Consider the following 24,718-nt stretch of genomic DNA (forward strand, 5'->3'; position numbering starts at 1 on the left):
TGCTATGGCTACGGAATATAAGAGTTTATCACGTATCCAGAGATTGGCCACGTTTTTGGTGGTAATCGGACCAGAGGCGGCTGCGCACGTCCTGAAGGAATTCGATGACGATGCAATCGAGCTGATCTGTAAAGAGATGACGAACATCTCCGCTATCGAAGAGGATACCCAAAAAGCTACCGTCGAAGAGTTCTCCCAGTTTATTCTCAGCAGTTACGGATCGCTTCTGGGTGGCCCGCTCTACACGAAAAAAGCATTGGAAATCGCGAAAGGTGATTTCAAGGCGACCAGTATTTTGGAGCGTATCGCTCCGACCAGCAACTCTGCCGAGGTCATCAAGGAAATCGAGCAGATGGAGCCGCGTCAGATCTTCAATATGATCAAGACTGAGCAGGCTCAGACCATAGCCTTTGTGCTTTCCTACCTCGAAAGAGATAAGGCAGGTCCGATATTGGGTATGTTTAATCACGAAGTCCGCGAGGAAGTGATCGAACGTCTCGGCATAATGGAGCCAACCTCTCTTGAGTTGATCAACAAGGTAGCAAATTCGCTTTCCAAGAATTTGGATACAAAGCAAAAGACTACGCTCAACAAGAGTGGCGGCATTCGCATGGTGGCAGATTTGCTCAACACCTTGGAAAAAGAGGACAGCAAGTCGATCCTCGCCAATATCGAAGAACGCAATCCAGCTCTCGGAGCGGAGATCCGCAAGAAGATGTTCAGCTTCGAAGATCTCTCCCGCCTGGAGCTTCCAGACCTGCAACGCATCATGCGCGAGGTGGATTCCGGAGACCTTATCATCGCCCTCAAGTCTGCCACAGAGTCGCTACGCGACGCTGTTATGGAGGCGGTTTCCAAGCGTGCGGCGGATACCTTGAAGGAAGAGCTCGAAATGATGGGACCGGTCAAGTTGACGGAAGTCGAAGCGGCCCAGGAACGCGTGATCCAAGTGGTCCGCAGACTAGAAGAACAAGAGGAGATCAGTCTCGATGGTGGCGGCCAAACAGTCTAATAGTCACAAACTGGTCCTGGAGAGCAACTTGGTTGCACTCTCTGTATCCTATGACGGTGCTGAGCGAATCGACGCCGCATCGCATCAAGCGAAGGTGGAATCGTCGTACAAGAGTGGATACGAGGATGCCAGCACGCAGTACAACCAGAAGATCGTAGATTTTCGGGCGGAGATTAACAGCATGAGAGAGGGGATGTTCTCCCAGCTCGAAGATAAGTTTCGCGGCCTTGTTTCTGAGGCGAGGGAAGCCTTGATGACTTTGACCTATGAATGCGTTACTCAAACGCTCGGCGGCTTCGAAATGACGCCAGAAGCAGTGGAAAAGGTAGTCGAGGGTATCGTCGCCGAAGCGGGCTTGGACGATGAACGTATGGAAGTCCGCTTGCATTCTCAGGATATCGCTCTTCTCGATGATTTGGACCACGACTTGCGAAACAAGCATCCGGGGCTGGTGTTCGTGGCCGACGATATGCTCGGTCGGGGAGATTGTATTCTTTCTAGCCGTTTCGGTAAGATAGATGGAACTTTGGAAAATAAGTTCGCGAAGCTGAAGGAGAGCTTACGTCCACATGAATAGGCTTTTGCCAGATTGGGCTGCCGACATCGGTTCTCGTGTTGGGGCTCTGGAAACGCACAGCCACTTAGGAAAGGTGGCCCAGGTTACCGGACTGATCGTAGAGTCTGAGGGGCCGCAGGCTAGCTTAGGCGAGGTTTGCGAGATCAGCTCTCCAGGGACTTCGGTAAAGGTTTACGCGGAGGTGGTAGGCTTCCGTGAACAACGTATTTTGCTCATGCCTTTGGGTGATGTCGCTGGGGTTCACCCGGGCTGCGACGTGAAGCTAAGCTCAGGGTTCAACAAGATCCCTGCAGGCAATGAAGTTTTAGGTAGAGTCGTCGATGGCATGGGCCGGCCGATAGATGGGCTTGGCTCTATGCACTATCAGACTCCCGGAGCTGCGACTGGCAAGGTGCCAAATCCTCTCCTTCGCAAGCGTATCACGGAACCCTTTAACACGGGAGTGAAGGCGATCGATCTTTTCGCTCCAGTAGGCGAAGGACAGCGTATGGGTGTTTTTGCCGGATCGGGAGTTGGTAAATCGACGTTGCTCGGCATGCTCGCTCGCGGGTCTTCTGCAGATGTTAACGTGATCGCCCTGGTGGGTGAACGTGGTCGTGAACTGAGAGAGTTTATCGAGAAGGATCTCGGACCAGAGGGCATGGCTCGCACAGTCGTAGTTGTGGCAACCTCCGACCAGTCTGCACCAATGCGTTTGCGAGCGGCTAATATGGCAACCAGCATAGCGGAGAATTTTCGCGACGCGGGAAAACGCGTTTTGTTTCTGATGGATTCCGTGACGCGATATGCCATGGCTCAACGCGAGGTTGGTCTTGCTGTGGGAGAGCCTCCTGCCAGCCGCGGTTATACGCCATCGGTTTTTTCTACTTTGCCTAGGCTTCTGGAACGCTCCGGTAATTCAGACCGCGGTACTATCACAGCTTTCTACACAGTTTTGGTTGAGGGTGATGATCTCAACGAACCCATAGCTGACGCTGTGCGCGGTATTTTGGACGGGCACATTGTCCTCTCCCGTGCCCTCGCCACTTCAAACCATTTTCCCGCCATCGATGTACTGGAAAGCATCAGCCGTCTCCGGAACGATATTTCGACGGAGGATGAATTGGCGACGGTGGGGCTGGCTCGCGACTATCTAGCTTTGTACCGGAAAAACGAGGACATCGTTAACTTGGGAGCTTACGTTCGAGGAGCAAATGCCAAGATAGATTCAGCGATTGTAGCGAATGGTCGCGTTATGGAGTTCCTAAAGCAGAGCTATAGCGAAACTGTAGCTCGGGAAGAGAGCTACCAAAAACTGGGAGAACTGATTAGATGAAAAAGTTCACTTTCAGTTTAGATTCTCTCCTGAATTTGCGAGAGTTGGAGGAACAAAACGCGAAAGCCGCTTTGGCTCGTGAAAACGCATTTGTTGAGCAAATTACGATGCGTATTCAGGAATTGGAATCATTGGTAGAGGGCGCTTACGGATCCTGGGATGGCCAGGCTGGTCGTAAATTCAATTCGATGGACCGGATGGGTCTCAGCGCACAGATTGCGGACCTTCAAAAAACAGCAGGAGAAGCTCGCAGTGCTCTCGCTGCCGCCAAGACAAAAAGGGCTAAGGCTATGAAGAGTCTGCAGGATGCTACACGTAACCGAAAAGTGGTTACGAACCTGAAGGAAAAGCGATTTAAGGAGTATACGGCAGAAGTCTTAAAACAAGAGGCAAACGAAATAGAGGATGTCTTTAACGCGCGAAGGAGCGCTCGATAACTATTATGCAAATGCTATCAAAACCACTGGTCCTTGCGGTACTTGCACTCGTCCTGATGCTGGGAACGCAATTCGTCGCTCTCAAAATGTCCTGGAAAGAACTATTCCCAGAACCAGAGAGGAAGGCAACCGTCGTAACGCGTGAAGAGCCGGAACCTTTTGAATGGGGATTTGCATCCGATTTCATCAACCAACTCGAGGAAGAGCTTCAGGGACGTATCGCCGCTTTGGATGCGCGTGAGGAAGAGCTTGTAGCCTACGAGGCCCGTTTAGAATCGGACAGGGCTGAGATCGAAGAAATTAAAAAGGAAGTAGAAACGATGCGTGAGCATCTGCTCGAAGGTGTGGTGAAGCTTGAATCTGACGAAACGGAGAATCTCAAGCGTCTATCCAAGACCTATTCGACTTTAACTCCAGATGCGACGGTCAGTATTTTTCGGGAGCTAGACGACTCCACGGTAGTTAAGATATTGTTCTTCATGAAAGCCGACACGGTGGGGGCCATCCTTCAGGAAATGGCCACTGCTAACGGTGGGGTCGCCGAGGAAGTTCGGCGCGCTGCCAAGATATCCGATATGCTCCGACTCTTTACGGACAACTCCAAAGATAATCTTCAACAAACATAATTATGCCAATAGAGCCTAGCAGCGTATCCACTCAGAAGGTACGCGAAGTTGAGACGTCGTCCGCAAAGTTAAATTTGTGGGCTTCGATGCAAGGAAGCTCTACAGGAGGCAAGGACAGCCCCGCCGCCAGCAATTGGGAAGACGCTATCGTCGATGCCCAGAAGCTTTACGATTCGCCCGCGAGCGAGTCAGAGCAGGAAGAAGACGCCAGCCCCAGCGATTCGTCTTCTGTGAGTGCCTTAATGACGAGTTTCTCCGGATCGGGTGAATTGGTCCCAGGTTTTGCAAGCAGGGGATTCGGTTCTTTCAGTTTCGGCTCAGTCGGTAGCGATGCGTTTGGCGCAGTTTCGAGTTCTCGCAACACGCCGAGCGAGGATTTGTCGCAGAGCAGCTCATTGAGCGACTTCAAACAGTTGGAAACGAAGGATACGGATTCGGCGAGCGTCATTGCCCGCAGTGACGAATCAGTTACTGATCCGAACGCAGAACTTGAGTCCGACGAAAGCGAGGAGGGCGGATCTGAAAAGAAATCGAGCGGTCCGACCTTGGCTGCAAATGCTACAAGACCGACTATGGCTGCCCCGGTTGTGGCCAGCCCGCTTGCTCAAGTTCAGGCGCCAGCTAGCGATGTGAATTCGGTTGAGGCTCCACCAGCCGCAAGTGTGGCGACTACTGTTTCTGCGCAGCCGACGCAGGTCGTCACCGAACAAGCGCCTTCGGCCACCGCAGCAACATCGACTCCGAATTCAGTAACAGAGCCCGTGGCGACTGCGGCACCTGTAATTGCGACCGAGCAATCTCCGAAATTGGATACGCAAACGAAGACCTCTAGTTCTACGCCGGCTGAAAAGCTAACTTCCAATCAGACTCCGACAAGCAAGCCGGCTGTAGAAAGCGTTACCGCTGTTTCGGACCAGTCACTGCAAAAGCCTCTTGTGGCTTCGACCGTAGAGCAGGGCCAAGGCAATAAGATCACCCCAGAAAAGAATCAAGCGGCCGTGGCTCAGGCTCCTGTCGCGCAAAAGGAAGTAACTGCAAATGTTGATACGCCTGCTAATCCAGTTTCTGAAACACCTGTTCAGTCCAAGTCCGCTACAGGGCAACCGGCAACTGAGAAAGTCGCTGCAAACGATGGACTTGGTTTCGATGTGTCAAAAGCCAAAGAGACTATCTCTGACGCAATTGGAAAAGTAGCGACGGATTCCGCTAAACGTTCACAGCCGACGGCGACGACTAGCCAGTCGGCAACGAGCAACTCAGTCGCGACTGCATCCGAAAATGCCTCGACTGCGGCCCGGCCTAGCCTAGGCGAGACGACAAGTTCGAAGCAGGCTGAAAGCGGGGCCACTACGGAATCAAAAGATTTCGCCACGCAGGATGCAGCTAAGCGTGAAAGCGCCGCCGTGGCCGCTCAACGGGTAACGTCCTCGAGAAACGCAGCAACGGAAGCTTCTGGGCAAGCTCGGACAACCAGCCAGATAGCCGAAACTGCGCAAGCGGAAACAAAGTTAGCTCAAGCGGGGAATGTCGCAGCAGCTACCAGCCAGGCTTCGCGAGATGCGTCCGCAGTAGCGGCGACTCGAAGCACGGTCTCCACGCAGGGCAAAGCCAATGCGGCAAGCTCGAGTGGAACAACTCAGAGCGGCGTAAGCGGAGTGTCAGCAAGTCAGTCAATGGCTTCGGGAATGAATACTCAAAACGCTGGCCAGAGTGGTTCGCAAAGTCAGGGTGAAGGAGATCCCGCGGCCAAGCAGGATTTCAATACTGCTCTCAAGCAAAGCCTGGGAGCCAAGACAGCTGACAAGTCCGCTGGGGAAAACGGCCAATCTTTTGATGCCAAGGTAGACGCGGCGACAGCAAGCCGCCGTAGCGAGGCAGCATCCAAGTCGCAGCAGACTTCGTACGTCAGCAAAACGGCGGCTGAAGTTAAGGAAGTTGTCGCGACTTTGACGAAGAGCATTGACCGTCTTGTTACGGACAAGTCTGGCGCCATGAATCTCAAGATCAACTTCGAGGGAGGCGGTAGCGTAAACTTGCGAGTCAAGATGGAAGGCGGACAGGTCAGCACCCAAATGCAGACTGACGTCGTCGGTCTAGAGGCTGCGATTAAGGCTAATTGGAGCGAGCTGTCCAACGATTGGAATCAAAAGGGCGTCAAGCTGAACACGCCGCAGTTCCAAAATTCCGAATCCGGGAAGGATTCTAGCTTCGAAAGTCTAGACCAGTTTGCGAGCCGCCAAGAGCGTCAGTCATCGGCGGGTGAAAGCGGAAGCCGCCAAAATCGAGGAAGCTTCAACAGTGGTGGCAGCTTTACAGGCAGTGCCGGCCAAAGTAGCGAAACCGAGCAAAACGCTCCGGCCAGCGAAGTTGCGAGTCAAGCCGCTGTTTCCGACAAGGAGCTCAAAACCTACGCATAACGTCACTATTTTCGAACACGCGTACATTGTTCGAGACTGGAGCGGAGATCCCAAACGGGGTCTCCGTTTCTCTTTGTACGCCAGCTTGTAGCAGGAGGATGGGACAGAGTTTCCTAGTGGCGCGGCAGTTCTTGCCGGTCGAAACAAAACGTAGAGAGCGGAAGAAAAATAAACTTTTAAGTTATTGGTATACAGAAAGATAGAATTTGTGGAATTAGGTTGGCATCGCGGTTGCTTAGAGATGGCAGTCAAAGACGTACGCGACCGACTAGAACACGATATCGACCCAGATCAACCAATGACAACTGAAGCAATCAGTACCGCTCAAAGCCTTGCGAATGTGACCTCGACGAGTTCGACCAGCTCAACGGAGGAGAGGCTGGAGACGGAGTCGCTAGGGCAGGATGAGTTTTTCCAGCTGCTCACGACACAACTTGCATCGCAGGATCCTCTCGAACCGATGGAGGACACTGCATTTATCGCCCAGATGGCTGCGTTCAGCCAGCTTGAGATGACATCGGAGATGGCGGAGAGCTTCGCCAGCTTCAACGAGACCCAAGCGTTTGCCTCCGCCCAGGGCCTTCTTGGCAAGACAGTGTCCTTCTCCAGCGGAGAAACGGGAGAGGTCACCTCTGTGGAGCGTCAGAACGATGAGACACTCTTATTCCTAGATGGATCCAATAGCAACGGCTTGACCGTTGATGGTGTCTACAAGGTCGAAGGAGGAGTCACCGTGACCAGTTCTGCCCAGCTGACTCAAGACGAGGGCTGATCGCATTTTAACCAACCACTTTCCAAACAGTAACCATTTCCAAACACATTAATTAATCATGGCATTCGGAGCACTCAGCAGCGGAATCAGCGCCCTCAACAGTTTCTCAAAAGGAATGGAGGTCATCGGTAACAACATCGCGAATGTTAACACCGTCTCGTTCAAGTCTTCGCGAATCAAGTATTCGGAGACCTTTAACCAAGTACTCAAGCAGTCGGCCCCATCCCCAACCAGTGGAGACCAGTCAAATGTACAGGCATCACAGGTGGGCTTGGGTGTACAGGTAGAGGGTATCGTTGGACAGTTCACCCAAGGCGGACTCTCCTCGACCAGCCAGCTAACCGACTTGGCAATATCTGGAGAAGGCTTCTTTCTCGTAGAAGATCCTAAAGATTCTACCACCCAGTTTGCGACTCGTGGCGGCGACTTTCGCATCGATGACCAAGGATACCTCGTGACCAGTGGCGGTATGCGAGTGCAGGGCCTCACCGGTGGTTCCATCGGCTTCGAAGTGGACGTGGGCGAGGACGGCAGCTGGAGCTTCGTGCCAAATGAGGACACTCAGTCCGGTACTGTGGCTCCCAGCACCTACGGCGATATTCGTCTCGACTATGACAAGGGCGAGGCAGAGGTCGTTAACTCCAAGCACTTGGCCGGCACTCTGACACGCAATTCCGTCATGTATACCAATGATTTGATCGGTACCAATGCAGCGGGAGAATCCACTTGGGGCGCGGCGACAGTCGTAGATGGCCTGATAGACATGGACTCCGTCAGCTACGGAGGAGATGGAGTGGATGGAGATCCGCACCGCGTTGGTAATTTTGTTTACACGCTCGATACTGACGGCAACGCGACGGCAATCGAGGGGGTCACGGGTTGGCACGCCTTCATGGAGGAGGCCGTGGCCAACTTGAAAACGCTTCGCAACGTTAGTAACGAAGGCAACACCACTGGAATAATAACCGACTCCATGATCGAGCAAGCGGTGAGCACGGACTTCTTCGCCATCATGTTTCCAGAGGCTGCGGCTAGTGACGCGACCACTTTCGGGGTGCCAACTGCTACGGATTCCTCTCCCGCCTTCACTGGTTCGGCCGTGCAAGATTTACTTATGGGCGGCAGCCTAACCTGGGACGACACCATTAATCCCCAGGACACGATTGACGCGATCATGGCGACTTTCCCCGAGAATTTGACCGAGGCCAAGACACTCATATCCGCAGTAAGAGCCGAGAATACTCCCGAATTGAGCCGTTTCTCTGTCGATGACCAAGGCTCGATCGTTTACTTTCTAAACAACGGTGACAGCTTCACCCGAGGTCAGATCCAACTCGTCGATTTCAACGATAAGACCGCTCTGATCCGTGAAGGGCAAAACCTCTATAGTGGTTTTGGAGCTGCGGGTCTTAAGCAGGCCCAAGACGGAAATGTGGACAACATGCAAGAGGCCGGTTCGAACGGTCTTGGCGTGATCAAGCAGGGGGCACTCGAGCTCTCGAACGTGGATCTCACCAACGAGTTCGCGAACATGATCACGACCCAGCGTGGCTTCCAGGCCGGCTCCCGCATTATCACCGTATCCGATGACATTCTTCAGGAAGTCGTAAACCTGAAGCGATAACCGACCACTAGGGTAACCTAGCCTAAAATAAGTAGTAACAACCCCAAAGACTGAATAAAATGGCAGAAGAACAAGAAGCTTCAGAAGCCCCTAAACAGTCCGCGAAGGGTGGAGGAGGTAGCGGGATGATTCCCGCCCTCCTCGTCATCGTGCTCATGCCGGTGATCTCGTTCGCGATGTTTAAGTTTATGATCATTCCCATGATCAAGGCAGAGCTCCCAGAGCCTGGTGCCGAGGCGCCGATTACGGCTGAAGACCTCGAGATCACGGTGGACGATTCGCACACTGAATACAAAGTGTCTTTCGAGCCCGTCGTAACCAACGTGAAGGGCACCAGCCAGACCCGTTTTATCCAAGCGGTTTTCACGGTCTACGGGACACATCCGGACTTCGAAACCATGATCGATGAGAAGAAGGACCGCCTTCGGGACCACGCAGATAGCGTTTTGGGTAATTTGACCCTCGCTGACCTCGAGCGTCGCGAAATGAAAAACATCGTGCGAAATCAACTGCGCGAAGGGTTCAACCACAAGATCGGCAAGCCGATCGTGGAAGATATCTCCTTCTCCCAATTCGTGGTCCAATAGGAACGCTTACCGACACAGACTCTTATGGCTGACGAAGAACAGGAAGAAGGCGAACTGCTAAACCAAACCGACATCGACGCTCTTATCCAAGAGGCGATGGAGGAACCAGAGGAGATCATCTATGATCCTGAAGGTAACAAGGTTAAGACTCCCAAGGGTACCCGTATCGAGCCTTACGACTTCCGCAATCCGATCTTTTTGACAGAAGTCGAATTGCGGCGCGTGCGCATCCGCCACGAGGAGTTTATTCGGTACTTGGCTGCTCGCCTTTCGATTTTTCTTCGCCTCGAGTACTCACTCAAGATGTCGCGTCTCTCGACGCTGACCTACAGCAAGTTTACCGAAACGATTCCGAATCCCGCCCATGTGGTGCTCTTCAAAATCGAGCAACTCTTCGGAGTAGGCGTTATCGATATCAACCCGCGTCTCGCTCTCACCATGGTGGACCGGATGCTGGGCGGCAAGGGGCACTCCGTGCAGGGCGAACGCTACTTGACCGAGATCGAAACCAATTTGGTAGACGACGTGGTAGGAATAGCTCTCGAGGAATGGTGCCGTCAGTGGAAATCCGAGCAGGAACTCGACACCACTATTATCGGCCATGAAAGCAATGGACGCTTCCTGGAAACCTCCCCGGCAGACGCGATTATGCTTGTTCTTTCCATGGAGGCAGGAGTTGGTGATTGTTCTGAATCCATACAGATAGGTCTACCTTATTATACGCTCGAGCCCATCATCAAGCGAATGCATGAGGCGAAGGAGAAAGACCTCGGCCTAGAGCTCGCTCAGTCGGAAAGCAGTTGGCAGTCTAGTTTTAATAATATAGACATACCTGTACAGGCTGAGTGGGACGGAGATCGCCTCACCACCAAGGAAGTGCTCAATCTGCGTCCAGGCGACGTGCTGAGATTTCCGAAATCAGTTTTAAAGAATACGCGGGTACGTCTCGCGAACTCGGTGAAATTTACAGGGGAAGTCGGTCTCGAGAACAATCGGGTCGGCGTTAAGCTAATTAAGAAAGTAGAAGAGGATAGTTCGGAACTATGAACATGTTAGAAGAAACGAAAGACCTAGGCCTATTGATGGACGTGAAGGTAAAGCTTACCGTCCAGCTCGGATCTTGCCGCATGCCTATGCGGGAGGTCATGGAGCTCGTGCCAGGTTCGGTGATCCAGCTTAACCAAGAAGCCAAGGATCCAGTTGGCCTCTATATCAACGACAAGCTCATCGCTTACGGTGAAGTCGTGGTGGTAGAAGACAATTTCGGCATCAAGATCACCGAGATGGCAAACGGCTAGGCCGTATTGCGATTCCAAGGCATCTGCTTAAGCTCAACCCTAGTGACCTCGATGAGAGCTTTCCGTTTATCTTTTCTTTCCGTCCTCCTTTTGGCCTGTGTGGGCAGCCAAGTCTTTGCTCGCGCTAAGGCGGTGCCTTGCCAGAGCGTGGAGAGTTCTCCGCAGGGCATTTTGATCCGCTACGCGGTGCCCATCGAAAGCAAGCCAACCTTATCGGTGGTTTTTGGCGCCATACTCAGTAGGGAAGATCGGGCCCCTGTAGTTTGCGATGAGGACACCAAGGCCGCTATCGATTTGGCGGTCAACGAGGTGATTGGGAGGCAGACTTTGGCTCAGATGGAAGATTCCGGCCATTTGGAATCTGTTCGTGAGGAAATGGAATCCAAGCTACGCGAAGCGCTGGGGGGCGATAATCGTCTCGCGCTCGATGTGCGCCGATTTTTCATAGCCATGACCGAGTGGTGATTTTGGTTTTCCCAGAGATACTTTATCTCTAAGTTTGATTGTAACTGATACGTTTAAGAAGCCGCGCTTTGTGATGAGAGCGCGGCTTCTTTGTGTCTTCGTTCTGAGTGTTACCAGTCCGGCTCGGTAACCATTTGGCTCTGTTGAAAGTAGGGGGACAATTCTGCCGCCCCGCATAGAGGGAAGGGCTGGTAACAGCGCTAGGAAAATTCTGCCGATACGGCTTGAGACTAGATAACTTAAATGTTTTTTGATTTTTTATAGTGTTGGAATACAGTGGTTTACATTTGTTGAGGAGTCTTTGGCACCACCGTTGCTAAGTGAGGGGCACACCGCACCAAACTCCTATGATTCCTCGCAACACTTTTGCCGCTCTCCTTACTGCAGCGGCGCTCGCATTCAGCCAATTAGCCTTCGCTATCGGTGCAGATGATGTGATCGACCCGAACCGACCAACTGCCGAAACGGAGTCCGCCGAAGCCACCAGCGCTATGGATGGTATATTCACGGGCGATTCTGCTTCCTCGGGAGCTTTGATCACTTTGATCGGTTATGCGGTCATAATCGGAGCTGTTGCCGTAGTGGTCTGGTACCTTTTCAAGAGTGGCTTCATGAGAAAGTCTTTCGCGAAAGGTGAGGGTAAGCTGAAAGTATCTGAAACCCGCATGCTTGGAAACCGGCAGTTCATCTCGGTCGTCGAGTACGAGAATCAAAAGATCCTCATTGGCGTCGGCCCAGGCAAAATCGATTACCTGACTACTCTGCAAACCGGCAGCTCTGAATTTCCCCAAGTCGAAATTCCGGCTTCTGAATTGGCTCAAGGAGGACAGTCGTGAAGTTTTTGAAAGTAAGCGCTTTGCTTTTGCTCACCCTTTTCGCTCTGTCGGTGACAGCTACCGCTCAGGATGCGGGAGGAACTGGCGTTCAGCTGAGCTTGAACATGGGCGGTGACGGAGGCGTAGAAGACGTGGGAGCTGCCATCCAGGTCCTGCTCTTGATGACTCTCCTCACCTTGGGCCCGTCCATCGTTGTTTTGATGACGAGCTTCACTCGCATCATCATCGTATTGGGCTTTGTGCGGACAGCGATCGGCGTGCATCAGGCTCCTTCGAATCAGATCATTGTCGGGCTTTCGCTGATCATCACTTTTTTCATCATGCAGCCTGTCTTCAATAACGTGAACGACAACGCGCTGCAGCCATTGATGGCCAAAGAGATCACTACGCTTGAGGCGTTTGACCGTGGAGCGGGACCGCTACGCGAGTTCATGCTCAACCAGACAAAAGTTACGGATATCGAGTTCTTCCTTGATCTGGCTTATTACGGCCCAACGGCAGCATCCGAATTGCCAATGCGAGTCGTGGTCCCTGCATTTGTGATGAGCGAGATACGGACCGCGTTCAAGATGGGCTTCCTGATTTTCCTTCCTTTCATCATGGTCGACTTCCTAGTCGGTACCACATTGATGGCGATGGGCATGATGATGATGCCTCCTGTCGTTATTTCGCTACCCTTCAAGCTACTCCTCTTCGTGTTAGTGGATGGCTGGACTCTTGTAATTAAATCCTTGGTACAAAGCTTCAACATATGAACTTAGAAACCGCAGTAGAACTTTTTCGCCAAGCGGTAACCAACGCTCTGGCCCTCGTAACTCCGATTTTGCTCACCACCATCGTGGTTGGTTTGATAATCAGTTTGATTCAGTCGGTTACCAGTATTCAGGAACAGACTCTTTCGTTTGCCCCGAAACTCTTTGCGGTGGGAGGGGTGCTTATAATCGGCTCATCCTGGCTGCTTAAAACTCTAATGGGGTTCACCATCGAAATCTACCAAAAGATTCCTGAGGTGGCATTCTAGTCGTATCTCTAAAGAAACTGTATCCGGTATATAATGACTCTTGAAGGCATAACGCTGTTCCTGCTGATTCTCGTGCGCGTGCTCGGGCTCTTTTTGGCGGCACCCGTCTTCTCGCACAAGTCGATACCGGTGATTGCCAAGATAACTCTCGCCTCCGGATTTGCCATAATGGCATTACCCATGGTCGAAAGCGGTATTGCATTTCCCCAGTCTGCATGGGCTCTTGCCTTGTGGATGGCTAAAGAACTGGCGGTAGGAGCGTTGATGGGAATTGCCATACGAATGATCTTTTTCGTGCTCGATTTCGCTGCTCATGTAATAACGGTAGAGATCGGATTGCAGCCAGGACCAGAATTCGATCCCTCTACCGCATCGGGCCAAGGTAACCCTTTAGGGACCATTATTTATTTCCTCGGTTTGATGCTGCTGCTTTCCGGAAGCGAGTACGATGTTCTGCTTGCCTTTATGAAGAGTTTCGAGATCGCCCCTCTCGGCTATTTCGGGATCAACTCTTACGCGGCGGATTATATTATCCTAAAGACCGTTGATATCTTCAAGATTGGTATCCTGATGGGTGCTCCTATCATTGCGGTCAATTTCCTGGTGAATCTTGTATTCGCAGTTTTGGGGAAAGTGGTTCCGAAACTGAATGTGTTCATTCTAAGTTTCTCCGCACGTATTTTCTTAGGCACTACAGTGCTTGCTCTCACAGTGGGATTGATTGCCCATTACGCTGTTAACTACATCGCTGAGACTCCGGAAATGGTACTGCGGTTCATCTTGTTCAGACCTGAGGTATAGAAGCCATGGCGGATACGGATAAAGATTCAAAGACCGAAAAGCCAACCGGGAAGCGGCTAGACCAAGCCCGGCAAGAAGGTAACGTTGCACAGGCTCAGGAGGTCGGTGTGACTTTTGCCCTTTTGGCTGCTTTGTTGGTGGTGATGTTCACGGGCCGCACTTTGGCGAACAACGTTTTCAGCATCTCCTCTAGTTTGCTTGGGAACTTGGGTAATGTAAGCCTAACCGAAGACAACATCAGCTATTTCCTGAATGAGATAGCCATCATTCTCGGCAGACTCTCCGCTCCCTTCCTCCTGGCTGCTATGGTTTCGGCAATTATCGCTGGCGGGCTACAAACTAAATTCCGGCTTTCTAAAAAGGCTCTTGGTCTAAAGTTCAATAAGCTGAATCCCATCAATGGGGCCAAGCAGCTTGTGTCTAAGGACGTTCTGGTTCGTTTCGGCATCGACCTGCTCAAGTTGGGTGCTATGGCGGTGATCCTGTGGTTCGCGGTCAAAAAGATCGTTACCGATCCTATCTTCTATGCAGAGGTGGATATACGCCACGTGGGATCCTTCATCACGGACACCTTGGTATACGTCTTCATCCGTTTGACCATCGCTGTCGGTATTATCGCTGCCATCAGTTACCTTTGGCAGTATAAGAAAACAATGGATGGCCTCAAAATGACCAAGGAAGAGGTCAAGCAGGAGGCCAAGGACCAGAACATGAGTCCAGAAGTACGCAAAGCTCGTATGCAAATGGCAATGCGTTTGATGCAAAAGCAGATGCTCGATGACGTAGCGACTGCAGACGTTGTAGTGACAAACCCAACACACTACGCAGTGGCTCTCAAGTATGAGAGAGGCATTGATGCGGCTCCTATGGTTCTGGCCAAGGGGGAGAATGCATTTGCCCAGCGTATCAAGGCTGTCGCTGCTGAGCATGGCGTGCCGGTAGTTGAGAATAAGATGGTGGCTCGCATGCTTTTCAAGGTTTCCCAAGTCGGTTCACCGATCCCGATGGAGATGTTCCAGTCGGTCGCTGAGATCCTAGCCTTCGTCTACAAGACGCATCGCTACTACTTCCATAAACTCAAGTCTCGTAGAGCTGCCGCTAAGAACTCCAAATAATGAGCGAATCCCAACAGTCATTTTCTCCAGCTAAGCTACTCGCTTTCCTTAAGCGAGGGGACACCGCTTTGGTTGCCTGTTTGTTCGGCACTGTGTTGTTGCTGGTTTTGCCGCTGCCTCCGCTTTTGCTGGACGTACTGTTGGCCGCTAGCGTCGGTGCTTCGCTCCTAATCTTGTTGATCATCGTATACGTCAAGGAGCCTTCCGAGTTCTCTGGTTTTCCTACGGTATTGCTTGGAGTGACTCTGTTCCGCTTGGGACTAAACGTGGCCTCTACGCGATTGATCCTGTTGGATGGATACGCAGGTAGTGTGATCGAGTCTTTTGGTTCCTTTGTAGTTAGAAACAACTACCTCGTAGGAACGGTAATCTTCCTGATCTTGGTTGCGATTAACTTTATCGTAATCACCAAGGGTGCTGGACGTATCGCTGAGGTTGCCGCCCGCTTCACCTTGGATGCGATGCCAGGTAAGCAGATGGCGATCGATGCTGAGCTTAATGCCGGAATCATCGATGAGGTCAAAGCCACCAAGCGTCGCGAAAAAGTACAGAAAGAGGCGGACTTTTACGGCTCGATGGATGGTGCCAGCAAGTTCGTACGTGGAGATGCTACCGCAGGTATTTTGATCACTGCCATCAACGTTCTGGGAGGCATAGCCATTGGTATGTGGCAACAGGAAATGAGCTTCCAGGAAGCTCTGCAGACTTTCACTTTGCTATCGATTGGAGACGGCTTGGTATCTCAGATTCCAGCTCTCGTAATATCGCTAGCGGCCGGTCTTCTCGTTACTCGCAATTCAGGCGAGGACGAGGACCTTGGTTCTCAGATCGGCGGGCAAGTCGCTGCCTATCCGAAAGCCTTGGGTGTACTGGCAGGAATGCTCGGTCTCTTCGGGATTATTCCTGGCATGCCTTTTATTCCGTTCTTTGTGATGGCTACGGGAGTGGGGGCAGGCGCTGTCGCTTTGAACCGTATTCAAGGCAAGAAGGAGCAAGAGACGAAAATTAAGGAGATGGAACAAAAAGCCCAGTCGCAGCAACGACCTGGTTCCGGAGCCGCCCCGGCGGAAGAAGGGTCCAAGCATTTGCCGGCTGAGTTTGAAAAGCTGATTGGAGTAGACGTGTTTGCATTAGAAATTGGATACAATTTATTGACACTTGCCGATAAGGCCCAAGGGGGCGACCTCTTAGAGCGAGTAACGGGAGTACGTAAGACGCTAGCCCGCGAACTTGGTATCGTGGTACCGCCGATAGCAGTTCGCGACAATATGGAGCTCGATGGCCAGGAGTACCGCTTCCTTCTCCATGATAAGGAGATCGCTCGCGGCCAAGTCATGCCATCACGCTGGATGGCTATGAACGTGGCAGGAAGCGAATTCGAGCTGACTGGAATTCCTACGAAAGAGCCTGTCTTTGGTATCGATGCGGTATGGGTCGACGAAGACGAGAAGAAGAGTGCAGAGATCAATGGCTATTCGGTTGTCGACTGTGCTTCGGTTCTCATAACCCATCTCTCCGAGTGTCTTAAGAACAACGCTCATCATCTACTCAGCCGACAAGATGTGCAAAAGCTCGTGGATCACGCCTCTGAGTCTCACCCAGCACTTGTTCAGGAACTTCTGCCTGATCTTGTAACGGTGGGAACAATACATCGAGTTTTGCAGAATTTGCTCAAGGAAGGTGTAGCCATTCGCAACCTGACTTTGATACTCGAGGGCATAGGGGACTTTGCGTCTATTTCGAAAAATCCCGACGATTTGTCGGAGTACGTACGCCGCCGTACAGGAGAGTTCTTTATTTCTGAATACGAAGCAGACAAAGGTGTTCTGAAGGCGATCACGATGGATCCGAGATTAGAGCAGGTGCTAGCCTCTAAGGTGCAACGTACTAATACGGATTATACACTTTCCCTAGATCCACAGCTGGCGCAATACCTACTCAGAGAGCTCGCCATAAAGGCTAATGACCAGATCGAAAATGGGCTTTTACCTATTCTTGTAACCGCTGCGGAAATACGCTTGCCCTTCAAACGTTTCTTCGAACCGTCGTTGCCCAAGCTAAATATCTTGAGCTACCAGGAGCTGCCTTCGAGCACGGAAATCGTTAACCACGCGATCATTCTGTTCCCAGATTTCGCGCAGCAAAACATGCAAGCCCAGGCCCAGTCGAATGGGGCTACCGCTAACCCTTCAGGCTCCCCAATGGCAGCCGGTTTTCAAGCCAACTAACTTTTAGCTTCCCAAAATGAGCGACCCAAATACCGCAAAAGGCACACAGATCAAACTCCTCGTTAACACCGCTAGCGAGGCAGTTAATGTCATACGTGAGAAGTATGGCGAGATGGCTCGCGTCCTGTCGGTCAAGCAAGTCGAAGCTGGAGGCTTGAAAAGGCTTGTAAGCAAGCCTCGCTTGGAAGTGATCGTTGAGATACTCGGTGATGGGAAGGCAGAGTCCAGCAAGCCTGAGGCTCAGGAGGCCAAGGCGGAGCCGCTTGAAGCGAAAAAACAGGAATCGGCTCCGGTGGATTTGAAGCCTGCAGCTAAAGCTGAGTCTCTGAAGCCTTCCTTGAGTAAAAGCCCCATCGGCGACTTGTATTCGAAGTCCCAATCTGAAGAGGAGTCGGACGACTATTTTTCACAATTTGCAGAGGAAGTTCCAGTTCAGAAGGAATCAACTCCCAAGGTAGAGCCTAAGGTGGAAGGAGAAGCTCGTCTTGGCTCGGCAGCGAATCCCGTTTCTAGGGGTACTCTAGATGCCGTACAAAGGGCTATTTCGATGCTGGAATCAGTTGGCTTCGATCGGGCTTTGATAGAGCGGGTGCGCTCGGAAGTAGATTTCAAGGATATCGGATCCCTGCCCACTATGGAGCTGTATTCAAAGATTTGTGACTGGTTGCGTAGTCGCTTCCCTCAAGAACAAAAGGTTGCCCTAAGGAGTAAGCGAGCATTCATCGGATGCAGCGGTGTGGGCAAGACTTCAGCTTTGTGCAAGATGCTGTCGTCTGAGGTTTTCCTGAAAGGACTGTCTCCGAATGTTCTTAAAATTGATTCGGAACTGCCCAACCCAAGCGACGGGCTAGAAGTTTTTTGCGATATCATGGGCGTAAGCCTTTCGCGTTCCGCAAGCGAGATCGAAGAAGTCAGCGAGGAGCGCCCTTTGCTGGTCGATTTGCCGGGCTATTCTCTGAGTGATCCAAGCTCTATCGAGGGCTGTCGCGACAATCTGGATATGCTCGGAATCGATGAGAGAATTTTGGTAGTAAATGCCGCCTACGAAGCGGAATTAATTGCCGATATGATGGCGGCCGGAGAGTCGGTCGGAGCAAACAAGGTAGTGTTTACCCACCTAGAAGAGACCCGAAAAGCAGGCAAACTCTGGAAGTTTTTGTTAAACCGGAGGATTACGCCGCTATTCTTTAGCGAAGGTCCGAATCCAGCTGGTGAATACACTATGGAAACGTACAGCCACCTTTTGGAGCGATCTTTTCCCAACGGCCGAGACTTGGCCGCTGCGGCAAAGAGAAACCGGGGGAGCGCTGCGAACCGAGTGGAGGTGGAGAGCTTTAAGTCATGATGTTCATGATGTTAATGGGAGGGATGCTCGGCTTCGCGTCGGTGTTTCTCATCGGGCTCTTCGTCGGAAAGACACCACTCAGCGCCCTGGGACAAGCTAGCATAGGAAGCCTCCTGTGCGGACTGCTTTTCCTGTGGGTGGGACAAATTTGGATAAGGAATGTTAGGCAAATGCTCATGGAGAAGCGTCAAGCCGCCGTTGCCGCGATGGCGGAAGCTGAAGAAAGAAAACAGCGTGACGCTAAAGAGCGCGGATCAAAACCCGTATAATTACCCAACCAACTATGAATGACATTAACGTGAAGGAGAGGAAAGACAGTTCAAAGGGAAAGAGAGCGCAGGCAGCTAAGGCCTACGGAGTGGGGGAATCCTCCAAGCCACCGGTGCAGCAGGCCGAGCTTTTCGAGACCTACATGCCGCTCGTCCGCTCTATTGTGGCTCGAATCAAAATCAACTTGCCACCTCACATCGACGAGCAGGATCTGCACAGCGTCGGTATCACCGGTCTGATCGCCGCGTTGAAAAAATACGACCCCGCTCAGAAGAAATCTTTTGGCTCCTATGCCGCCATGCGTATCCGCGGCTCCATCCTCGACGAGCTCCGTCGAATGGACTGGATGCCACGTAATGCCCGTACCAATTTTAAGAAGCTCCGCGCGACGATCGAGGAGGTCGAGCAACGCCTAGGCCGTCCTGCCACGGAAGAGGAAATCCGCGCCGAACTTGGTCTAAGCCGCAAGGACTACGACCAGTTGATGGCGGAAACCCGTCCGGTTAGCTTTTTGCCGTTGGATAATGCCGCCGCGGGTGGGGACGATGGTGAGGGAGCTGACTTGTACGAAGTCATTCCCGACGACAATGTCGTGCCGGTGACCTCCAAGATGGAAAAGGACGAGGTAACTCGTCTGGTCGCAGAGCGTATTAACCAGCTTCCCGAGACGCCAAGAAAGGTATTGGCGATGTATTACTTCCAGGACATGCGCTTGGCGGAAATAGCTGAAGTATTCGGTCTCACCGAGTCGCGTATCTGCCAGATCCACTCACAGGCTATCATAAGTCTGAGAAGCTACATCACAAATGTGATGCATAAGTAGGATTCGCCACGAACTGAGTAAAGTTCTCGTTCGGTCGTCCGATAGGAGAGACCACGAAGTATGTTTGTAATAATCGGAGCAGTTATAGTTCTGGGCGCGACTTTTGGCGCGTTCTTGATGTCTGGAGGTAATTTTGGCCTTCTGATGCACCCGCCTGAATTCGTTGCTATCTTTGGCATCACGGGTGGTGTGGCTGTGATTTGCGCTCCTAAGGACGTGCTCATCCATACTATCCACGCGACCATCGGAGCCCTTAAGGGGGCGGGCCCGGGCAAGGAAGACTACTTGGACCTCATGAAGGTCATGTACGAGCTCTTCATGCTTGGACGCCGCAATGGTCTGCTCGCTTTGGATGAACATGTCAGCTCTCCTGAATCGAGCTCTATCTTTTCGAACTACCCTAAGTTCCTAGCGGATAAGGATAAGGTCACCTTCCTTTGCTCGGCTCTGCGTCCGATCATCGATGGCAAGATCAAGCCAGATCAGTTGGAGCCACTCTTGAAGGCGGAAATCGATGCCAAGAAACACGCAGCGCATGGACCTATCAACGTGCTCCACCTCCTCGGCGACTCGCTGCCAGGTATTGGTATCGTTGCGGCGGTATTGGGTATCATCCTAACCATGAGCGTATTGGACCAGGGCGTTATGGTGATCGGTGGTCGTATTTCCGCGGCTTTGACAGGTACCTTCCTCGGTATCTTCATCGCCTACGGCTTTATTAATCCGCTTTGCAACCTTATCGAGTTTGGTAACGAAGCGGAAGAAACCTATTACATTTGTATGTCCCGCTCGATCGGCGCCTTTGCTCGTGGCCTAGCGCCAATCATGGCCGTCGAGCTCGCACGCCGTAGTCTTGAAGCCAGCATGGTACCAAGCGCGGACGATCTGGAAAACATTTTGAAGTCCGCAACCTCGGGCTAATCCGAAGAGATGAAACAGCAGGTCGTACACCACGGTGGGGCTTGGAAAGTGGCCTACGCGGACTTCGTTACCGCGATGATGGCGCTTTTCATGGTACTCTGGTTGACTTCCCAGGACGAAAACTTGAAGAAGGATCTGGCTCGCTATTTTCAGGATCCATACAATACCCCGATGGACAATTCAATGGGGGTAATCGAGAGCACCGCGGAGGGGCAAGTGTCCAATCAGGATGGACAGTCCAAGGGCAAGGCGGAGATTTCCGATTTCAAGGTTCTCTACGATATGGCCCAGGAGTTCATGCGCTTGCTGAACATCGAAAGCGCCAACCCGGACCAGAAACCTGTCGATCTAGACGTGACCAGCGATGGGCTGCGAGTCACGCTTTACGACCGGGATGCTCATCCGTTTTTCGTAGAAAATACGGCCGATTATACGCCTTGGGGCTCCTTTGTGATCGAAACGCTTTCCTGGCTTGTTCAGCGTCACGGATTCATGGTTCGGGTCGACGGCTACGTGTCAGAAGGATTCGAAGGTGATGGCTGGGAGTATACGGCCTGGGAACTTTCTAGTGATCGGGCAAATTCTACCCGCCGTTTGCTCGAGCGATATGGGGTACATGCGGGACAGTTCAAGTCCGTGACCGCTCATGGCACCATGGAACCGCTGCCCTTCATGCATCCTACCGCTGAATCCAATGACCGCGTTTCGATAAGCCTTGTCTTGACCGAGCTCTACAACAATCTCCGAGAGTACGAGACCGAACGAGAATCTCAGGTCGACACAGAGTACTAATGGACAGCTATCTTTCAGGCAGGGAGCAACTCGGGGAATCCAAGAAATCCAAGGATTCCTTCAAACTCATGGCCTCGGGCGATAGCTTCGGCCAGCTTTCCTCTCCGCCAGCGGAAGACAGGGAAGAAAAGGAGAGCTGCGGCGAAGGCGGCAGCAAAGTTTCCTACGTGACCGAAGGGGGGCGCGTGACCAAGATAGTGGTTACTTGCAACTGTGGGCAGGTCACGGAAATCGACTGCCAGTACGAAGACTGAGGGGCTGCATTTCCTGCCACATGGCTAGGGCACTTTTGCCGACTGGAAATTGCACTTTTTTAAGTGGTTGATAAGTAAGGTTTTATAACGTTGGCATGTGGGTTGCTTAGTTGTTGCCCAAATGCTGAACGGAGTCTACCAAAACGCAGCGGCCATGACGGGCCTCGAGAACTGGAACAATTCTATTGCCCAGAACATCGCCCAATCGTCCGTGCCCGGTTACAAGAAGGCCTTGCTTTCTTTCGAGGGAGTCGAAGCCGGAAGTGTAGGAGTAAAGGACCAGTTTGGAAACATTCTCGAACATGCCTCCATCCAGACCAAAGGTGTGGGCAGCGTAGACTTCTCGGAAGGTTCGATTGTCACCACCAACGGGGAGCTCGATTTCGCGATCGAAGGCGAAGGATTCTTTGAGCTTCGTGCCGATGACGGCCAACTGGTCTACACCCGAGATGGCCAGTTCAAGGTCAACGACGAAGGCGAGCTCGTGAGCAAGCAAGGGTTTCACGTCATGTCTGATACCCGCAACATCATTCAGCTGATTCCAGACGGTGGGCCAGTACAGGCTGCCAAGGACGGAACTGTTCGCCAAGGCGGACAAAAGGTTGCCGAGCTCAGCCTCCGCTCTGTTGAAGATACTAGCAGTATGATTCGCTCGCATGGCGGTTTCATCCTTACCGGAGACAATAAGAGCAATGCCATCGATGCGGATTCTCGTTTCGTTCGCCACGGCTCTCTGGAGCAAAGCAACGTCTCTGCCACCACCGAAATGATCAACCTGATCAATGTCTCTCGCTCTTTTCAGCTCAACCAAAAGGTCATCCAGCAACATGACGACGCCCTCGGAAAGGCGATCCAGTCATTGGGCGGCCACTAATCCCCTTAACCTACTCTTAAAGCTAACCACACCAGAACATGAGCATTTCACTATACTCCGCGGCCAGCGGGATGGAGGCCCAGCAGACCAACCTCAACGTTATCTCCAACAATATAGCGAACGTGAGCACGACCGGCTTCAAGAAGAGCAAGGTCGAATTTCAAGATATGTTCTATCAAGTGCCCAAGTCTGTAGGTGCGGACTCGGGAGGAAATATAATCCCAACGGGTATACAGGTCGGTACAGGTACCCAGGTGGTGTCTACCTCCAAGGTTTTCACGCAGGGCCAGGTTTCTCAGACTGGTGAGGAAATGGATGTGGCAATCGTGGGTGACGGCTTCTTTCAAGTAACTGGCACTGATGGAGAGCCGCTCTACACTCGTGACGGCGCATTCAAAGTCGGCCCGAATGGAAACGTAACGAATTCTCAGGGTATGACAGCGGTTGGTTTCCCTTCGCCACCTGATGGAACCAATGGTATCACCATCAACAACACCGGCGGCGTTACCTTTACCAATGACAGTGGAGACATTCTGGGAACAGGAGACATCCAATTGGCTCGCTTCCGCAATCCATCAGGACTATTGGCGCTAGGTGGTAATCTATTCCGTGAGACCGAAGCGAGTGGGGCTCCCACCGTGGGAACTCCAGGCGAGAATGGAATCGGCACCTTGCAGCAGGGGTACCTTGAAACCTCCAACGTGAACATCGTGGAGGAGATGGTGAACATGATCCTAGCGCAACGCGCCTACGAGATTAACTCCAAGTCGATCCAGACCTCGGATTCGATGATGCAACAAGTAAGCCAGCTGAAGCGCTAGTCATGAAAATTTCGATACTCCTTAGACTTTCTCTCGGCCTCGGCCTTGCCGTGTTCATTTTCGCTTCCGCCTTGCGCGCTTCGTTGGATGAAATCCTCGCGCCTTTGCCAGTCGCAAAGATCGTTGTAGCGTCTGCTCCTGTGGTCGAACTCGCTTCGGAAAAGACAACTGATACGATTGTAACGAACAACACAAAGAGTGAGCTGTTTGCGGCGGACGCCATCCTTAGCTCAGATGTGGAAGAAGTATTGAGAGACTCTTTAGAAGATGCTCTGCGTCCTTCAGGAGACCTTACCCTAGTGCCGCTTCGCGACTTGCCGGACTTGTCCTCGCACTCGCAGCCGTTCCAGATCAACTTGGTTACCATCCCCAACCGCCTCACTCGAGGCAACATACTGGTAGGTTTCCAAGTCGAAAACGAGGAGGGCATCCTAGGAGAATGGAGCGTCCCGTTTAGAGTTCATCTCTACAGCGAGGTCTGGTATACACGTACACGCTTGGGTCGCGGAGAGATCGCATCGCCTTCTGACTTGGAAAGCCGCCGTGTTGATCTGCTCGCCGAGCCAGATGCCGTCCCTGCCAGTCTCGAGAGTTTACTCCGACGCGAGTACAGCCGGGACATCCAGCCTGGTAAGCCGCTTACTTGGGGCGATCTAGTGGAACGCTCCCTCATTCGAAGAGGAGATGTCGTAGAGGTATCCGCGGTCAATGGCTTACTTGCCATCACCATGCGTGCGATTGCTCGTCAAGATGGGTCCGATGGAGACCTCATTCTTCTTAGGAACATCGATTCTTCCAAAGAGTTTTCCGCCAAGGTGGTAGGAGAGAATCGGGTAGAAGTGGTTTTTTAATCCCTCAAATTTTCTATACTAAAATGTGTAAGCAATTAATAACTACGGCAGCACTCCTCCTTGCCACGGCCCTTTCTGGCAAGTCTCTTTGGGATTCTCCCAAGAACAATGAAAGCGGCATGTTTGCGGATCGTTCCGGCGCTCAAGTCGGCGATATTATTACCCTGGAAATTGAAGAGGAGACCATCGTCAACCGAACAAGCTCCAAGTCATCCTCCACATCCTCAAATATTTCACAGGACCTAGGATCCATCGTAATTGGCAATGTTATAGAAACTGGTTCGGCAGCGGGAAGCATATCTCTAAACCCGAACGACTCTTTCAACGGATCCGGTACGGTGGCGGATACAAACATCTTTCAGGCGCGTGTCGCAGTGATGGTGGTCGATGTTCAGCCAAACGGAAACCTGATCGTTGAAGGCGCTCGCAAGGTTAAGTCCTCAGGCGAGGCGCAATACCTCGTGGTTCGTGGCATCGTTCGCAAGGACGATGTTCTGTCGGACAACACAGTCACTTCTGAAAACGTGCTCAATGCGTCAATCGAGATGTTTAGCGAAGGCGATCTCAAGACTGCCCAAACTAAGGGTTGGATACAGCGCCTCGTAGACGTGACCAATGTCCTGTAAGCTCAGTCGC

28 protein-coding genes are annotated in these 24,718 nt (G+C 52.1%); all 28 read left to right on the forward strand.

Features of this window, described 5'->3' with window-relative positions:
* Nucleotides 1-4 precede the first annotated feature (4 nt).
* The 28 genes from fliG (at nt 5) to H5P27_RS08235 (ending at nt 24,708) form a co-directional block, all read left to right on the forward strand.
* Complete coding sequence (fliG, locus tag H5P27_RS08100; protein WP_185659890.1) at nt 5-1,012, forward strand: flagellar motor switch protein FliG; 1,008 nt, start codon at nt 5-7, stop codon at nt 1,010-1,012.
* Nucleotides 990-1,589: a FliH/SctL family protein gene (locus tag H5P27_RS08105; RefSeq protein ID WP_185659891.1), complete on the forward strand. Its 600-nt coding sequence runs from the start codon at nt 990-992 to the stop codon at nt 1,587-1,589. Before fliG ends, H5P27_RS08105 begins: the two co-directional genes overlap by 23 nt.
* Nucleotides 1,582-2,904 (forward strand): FliI/YscN family ATPase, encoded by a 1,323-nt coding sequence (locus H5P27_RS08110; RefSeq protein WP_185659892.1) that lies wholly within the window; start codon nt 1,582-1,584, stop codon nt 2,902-2,904. Before H5P27_RS08105 ends, H5P27_RS08110 begins: the two co-directional genes overlap by 8 nt.
* Nucleotides 2,901-3,341: a flagellar export protein FliJ gene (gene fliJ, locus H5P27_RS08115; RefSeq protein WP_185659893.1), complete on the forward strand. Its 441-nt coding sequence runs from the start codon at nt 2,901-2,903 to the stop codon at nt 3,339-3,341. The genes H5P27_RS08110 and fliJ overlap by 4 nt, the downstream gene beginning before the upstream one ends.
* Nucleotides 3,342-3,352: 11 nt before the next feature.
* Nucleotides 3,353-3,967, forward strand: coding sequence for a MotE family protein (locus H5P27_RS08120; RefSeq protein ID WP_185659894.1), 615 nt, complete (start codon nt 3,353-3,355; stop codon nt 3,965-3,967).
* A gap of 2 nt (nt 3,968-3,969) precedes the next feature.
* Nucleotides 3,970-6,384, forward strand: a complete 2,415-nt coding sequence (locus H5P27_RS08125; RefSeq protein ID WP_185659895.1) for a hypothetical protein — start codon at nt 3,970-3,972, stop codon at nt 6,382-6,384.
* A gap of 241 nt (nt 6,385-6,625) precedes the next feature.
* A complete protein-coding gene (locus H5P27_RS08130; RefSeq protein ID WP_185659896.1) occupies nt 6,626-7,156 on the forward strand; it encodes a flagellar hook capping FlgD N-terminal domain-containing protein in 531 nt (176 codons plus the stop codon).
* A 58-nt stretch (nt 7,157-7,214) separates the two neighbouring features.
* Nucleotides 7,215-8,780 (forward strand): flagellar hook-basal body complex protein, encoded by a 1,566-nt coding sequence (locus H5P27_RS08135; RefSeq protein WP_185659897.1) that lies wholly within the window; start codon nt 7,215-7,217, stop codon nt 8,778-8,780.
* A gap of 59 nt (nt 8,781-8,839) precedes the next feature.
* The gene (locus tag H5P27_RS08140; protein ID WP_185659898.1) at nt 8,840-9,367 is read left to right on the forward strand and encodes a flagellar basal body-associated FliL family protein; all 528 of its coding nucleotides are present in this window, start codon (nt 8,840-8,842) and stop codon (nt 9,365-9,367) included.
* Nucleotides 9,368-9,391: 24 nt separating this feature from the next.
* Nucleotides 9,392-10,414, forward strand: coding sequence for a flagellar motor switch protein FliM (locus tag H5P27_RS08145; protein WP_185659899.1), 1,023 nt, complete (start codon nt 9,392-9,394; stop codon nt 10,412-10,414).
* A complete protein-coding gene (gene fliN, locus H5P27_RS08150) occupies nt 10,411-10,665 on the forward strand; it encodes a flagellar motor switch protein FliN (RefSeq protein ID WP_246462560.1) in 255 nt (84 codons plus the stop codon). The genes H5P27_RS08145 and fliN overlap by 4 nt, the downstream gene beginning before the upstream one ends.
* A 51-nt stretch (nt 10,666-10,716) precedes the next feature.
* Nucleotides 10,717-11,130, forward strand: a complete 414-nt coding sequence (locus H5P27_RS08155) for a hypothetical protein (RefSeq protein ID WP_185659900.1) — start codon at nt 10,717-10,719, stop codon at nt 11,128-11,130.
* A gap of 347 nt (nt 11,131-11,477) precedes the next feature.
* Nucleotides 11,478-11,966 carry a flagellar biosynthetic protein FliO gene (locus H5P27_RS08160; protein WP_185659901.1) on the forward strand — a complete coding sequence of 163 codons (489 nt, stop codon included), beginning with the start codon at nt 11,478-11,480 and terminating at the stop codon, nt 11,964-11,966.
* The gene (fliP, locus tag H5P27_RS08165; RefSeq protein WP_221774648.1) at nt 11,963-12,721 is read left to right on the forward strand and encodes a flagellar type III secretion system pore protein FliP; all 759 of its coding nucleotides are present in this window, start codon (nt 11,963-11,965) and stop codon (nt 12,719-12,721) included. Before H5P27_RS08160 ends, fliP begins: the two co-directional genes overlap by 4 nt.
* Nucleotides 12,718-12,987 (forward strand): flagellar biosynthesis protein FliQ, encoded by a 270-nt coding sequence (gene fliQ / locus H5P27_RS08170; RefSeq protein WP_185659902.1) that lies wholly within the window; start codon nt 12,718-12,720, stop codon nt 12,985-12,987. The genes fliP and fliQ overlap by 4 nt, the downstream gene beginning before the upstream one ends.
* A 33-nt stretch (nt 12,988-13,020) precedes the next feature.
* Complete coding sequence (locus tag H5P27_RS08175; RefSeq protein WP_185659903.1) at nt 13,021-13,788, forward strand: flagellar biosynthetic protein FliR; 768 nt, start codon at nt 13,021-13,023, stop codon at nt 13,786-13,788.
* A gap of 5 nt (nt 13,789-13,793) precedes the next feature.
* Entirely contained in the window at nt 13,794-14,903 is a 1,110-nt protein-coding gene (locus tag H5P27_RS08180) for an EscU/YscU/HrcU family type III secretion system export apparatus switch protein (RefSeq protein WP_185659904.1), read from the forward strand.
* Nucleotides 14,903-17,131: a flagellar biosynthesis protein FlhA gene (flhA, locus tag H5P27_RS08185; RefSeq protein ID WP_185659905.1), complete on the forward strand. Its 2,229-nt coding sequence runs from the start codon at nt 14,903-14,905 to the stop codon at nt 17,129-17,131. The genes H5P27_RS08180 and flhA overlap by 1 nt, the downstream gene beginning before the upstream one ends.
* A gap of 16 nt (nt 17,132-17,147) precedes the next feature.
* Nucleotides 17,148-18,476 (forward strand): hypothetical protein, encoded by a 1,329-nt coding sequence (locus tag H5P27_RS08190; protein WP_185659906.1) that lies wholly within the window; start codon nt 17,148-17,150, stop codon nt 18,474-18,476.
* Nucleotides 18,473-18,745 carry a hypothetical protein gene (locus H5P27_RS08195; RefSeq protein WP_185659907.1) on the forward strand — a complete coding sequence of 91 codons (273 nt, stop codon included), beginning with the start codon at nt 18,473-18,475 and terminating at the stop codon, nt 18,743-18,745. Before H5P27_RS08190 ends, H5P27_RS08195 begins: the two co-directional genes overlap by 4 nt.
* A 14-nt stretch (nt 18,746-18,759) precedes the next feature.
* Entirely contained in the window at nt 18,760-19,569 is an 810-nt protein-coding gene (locus H5P27_RS08200; RefSeq protein WP_185659908.1) for a FliA/WhiG family RNA polymerase sigma factor, read from the forward strand.
* A gap of 60 nt (nt 19,570-19,629) precedes the next feature.
* Nucleotides 19,630-20,490: a motility-associated protein gene (locus H5P27_RS08205; RefSeq protein WP_185659909.1), complete on the forward strand. Its 861-nt coding sequence runs from the start codon at nt 19,630-19,632 to the stop codon at nt 20,488-20,490.
* 9 nt (nt 20,491-20,499) lie between these two features.
* A complete protein-coding gene (locus H5P27_RS08210) occupies nt 20,500-21,282 on the forward strand; it encodes a flagellar motor protein MotB (RefSeq protein ID WP_185659910.1) in 783 nt (260 codons plus the stop codon).
* On the forward strand, nt 21,282-21,536 hold the full coding sequence (locus tag H5P27_RS08215) for a hypothetical protein (protein WP_185659911.1): 255 nt from the start codon (nt 21,282-21,284) through the stop codon (nt 21,534-21,536). The genes H5P27_RS08210 and H5P27_RS08215 overlap by 1 nt, the downstream gene beginning before the upstream one ends.
* Before the next feature lie 121 nt (nt 21,537-21,657).
* Nucleotides 21,658-22,410, forward strand: a complete 753-nt coding sequence (locus H5P27_RS08220) for a flagellar hook-basal body protein (protein WP_185659912.1) — start codon at nt 21,658-21,660, stop codon at nt 22,408-22,410.
* 38 nt (nt 22,411-22,448) lie between these two features.
* Nucleotides 22,449-23,231, forward strand: coding sequence for a flagellar basal-body rod protein FlgG (gene flgG / locus H5P27_RS08225; RefSeq protein WP_185659913.1), 783 nt, complete (start codon nt 22,449-22,451; stop codon nt 23,229-23,231).
* A 2-nt stretch (nt 23,232-23,233) separates the two neighbouring features.
* Complete coding sequence (gene flgA, locus H5P27_RS08230; RefSeq protein ID WP_185659914.1) at nt 23,234-24,082, forward strand: flagellar basal body P-ring formation chaperone FlgA; 849 nt, start codon at nt 23,234-23,236, stop codon at nt 24,080-24,082.
* A gap of 23 nt (nt 24,083-24,105) precedes the next feature.
* Entirely contained in the window at nt 24,106-24,708 is a 603-nt protein-coding gene (locus H5P27_RS08235) for a flagellar basal body L-ring protein FlgH (protein ID WP_185659915.1), read from the forward strand.
* Nucleotides 24,709-24,718: the final 10 nt, after the last annotated feature.

Source organism: Pelagicoccus albus, assembly GCF_014230145.1.
Taxonomy (GTDB): domain Bacteria; phylum Verrucomicrobiota; class Verrucomicrobiia; order Opitutales; family Opitutaceae; genus Pelagicoccus; species Pelagicoccus albus.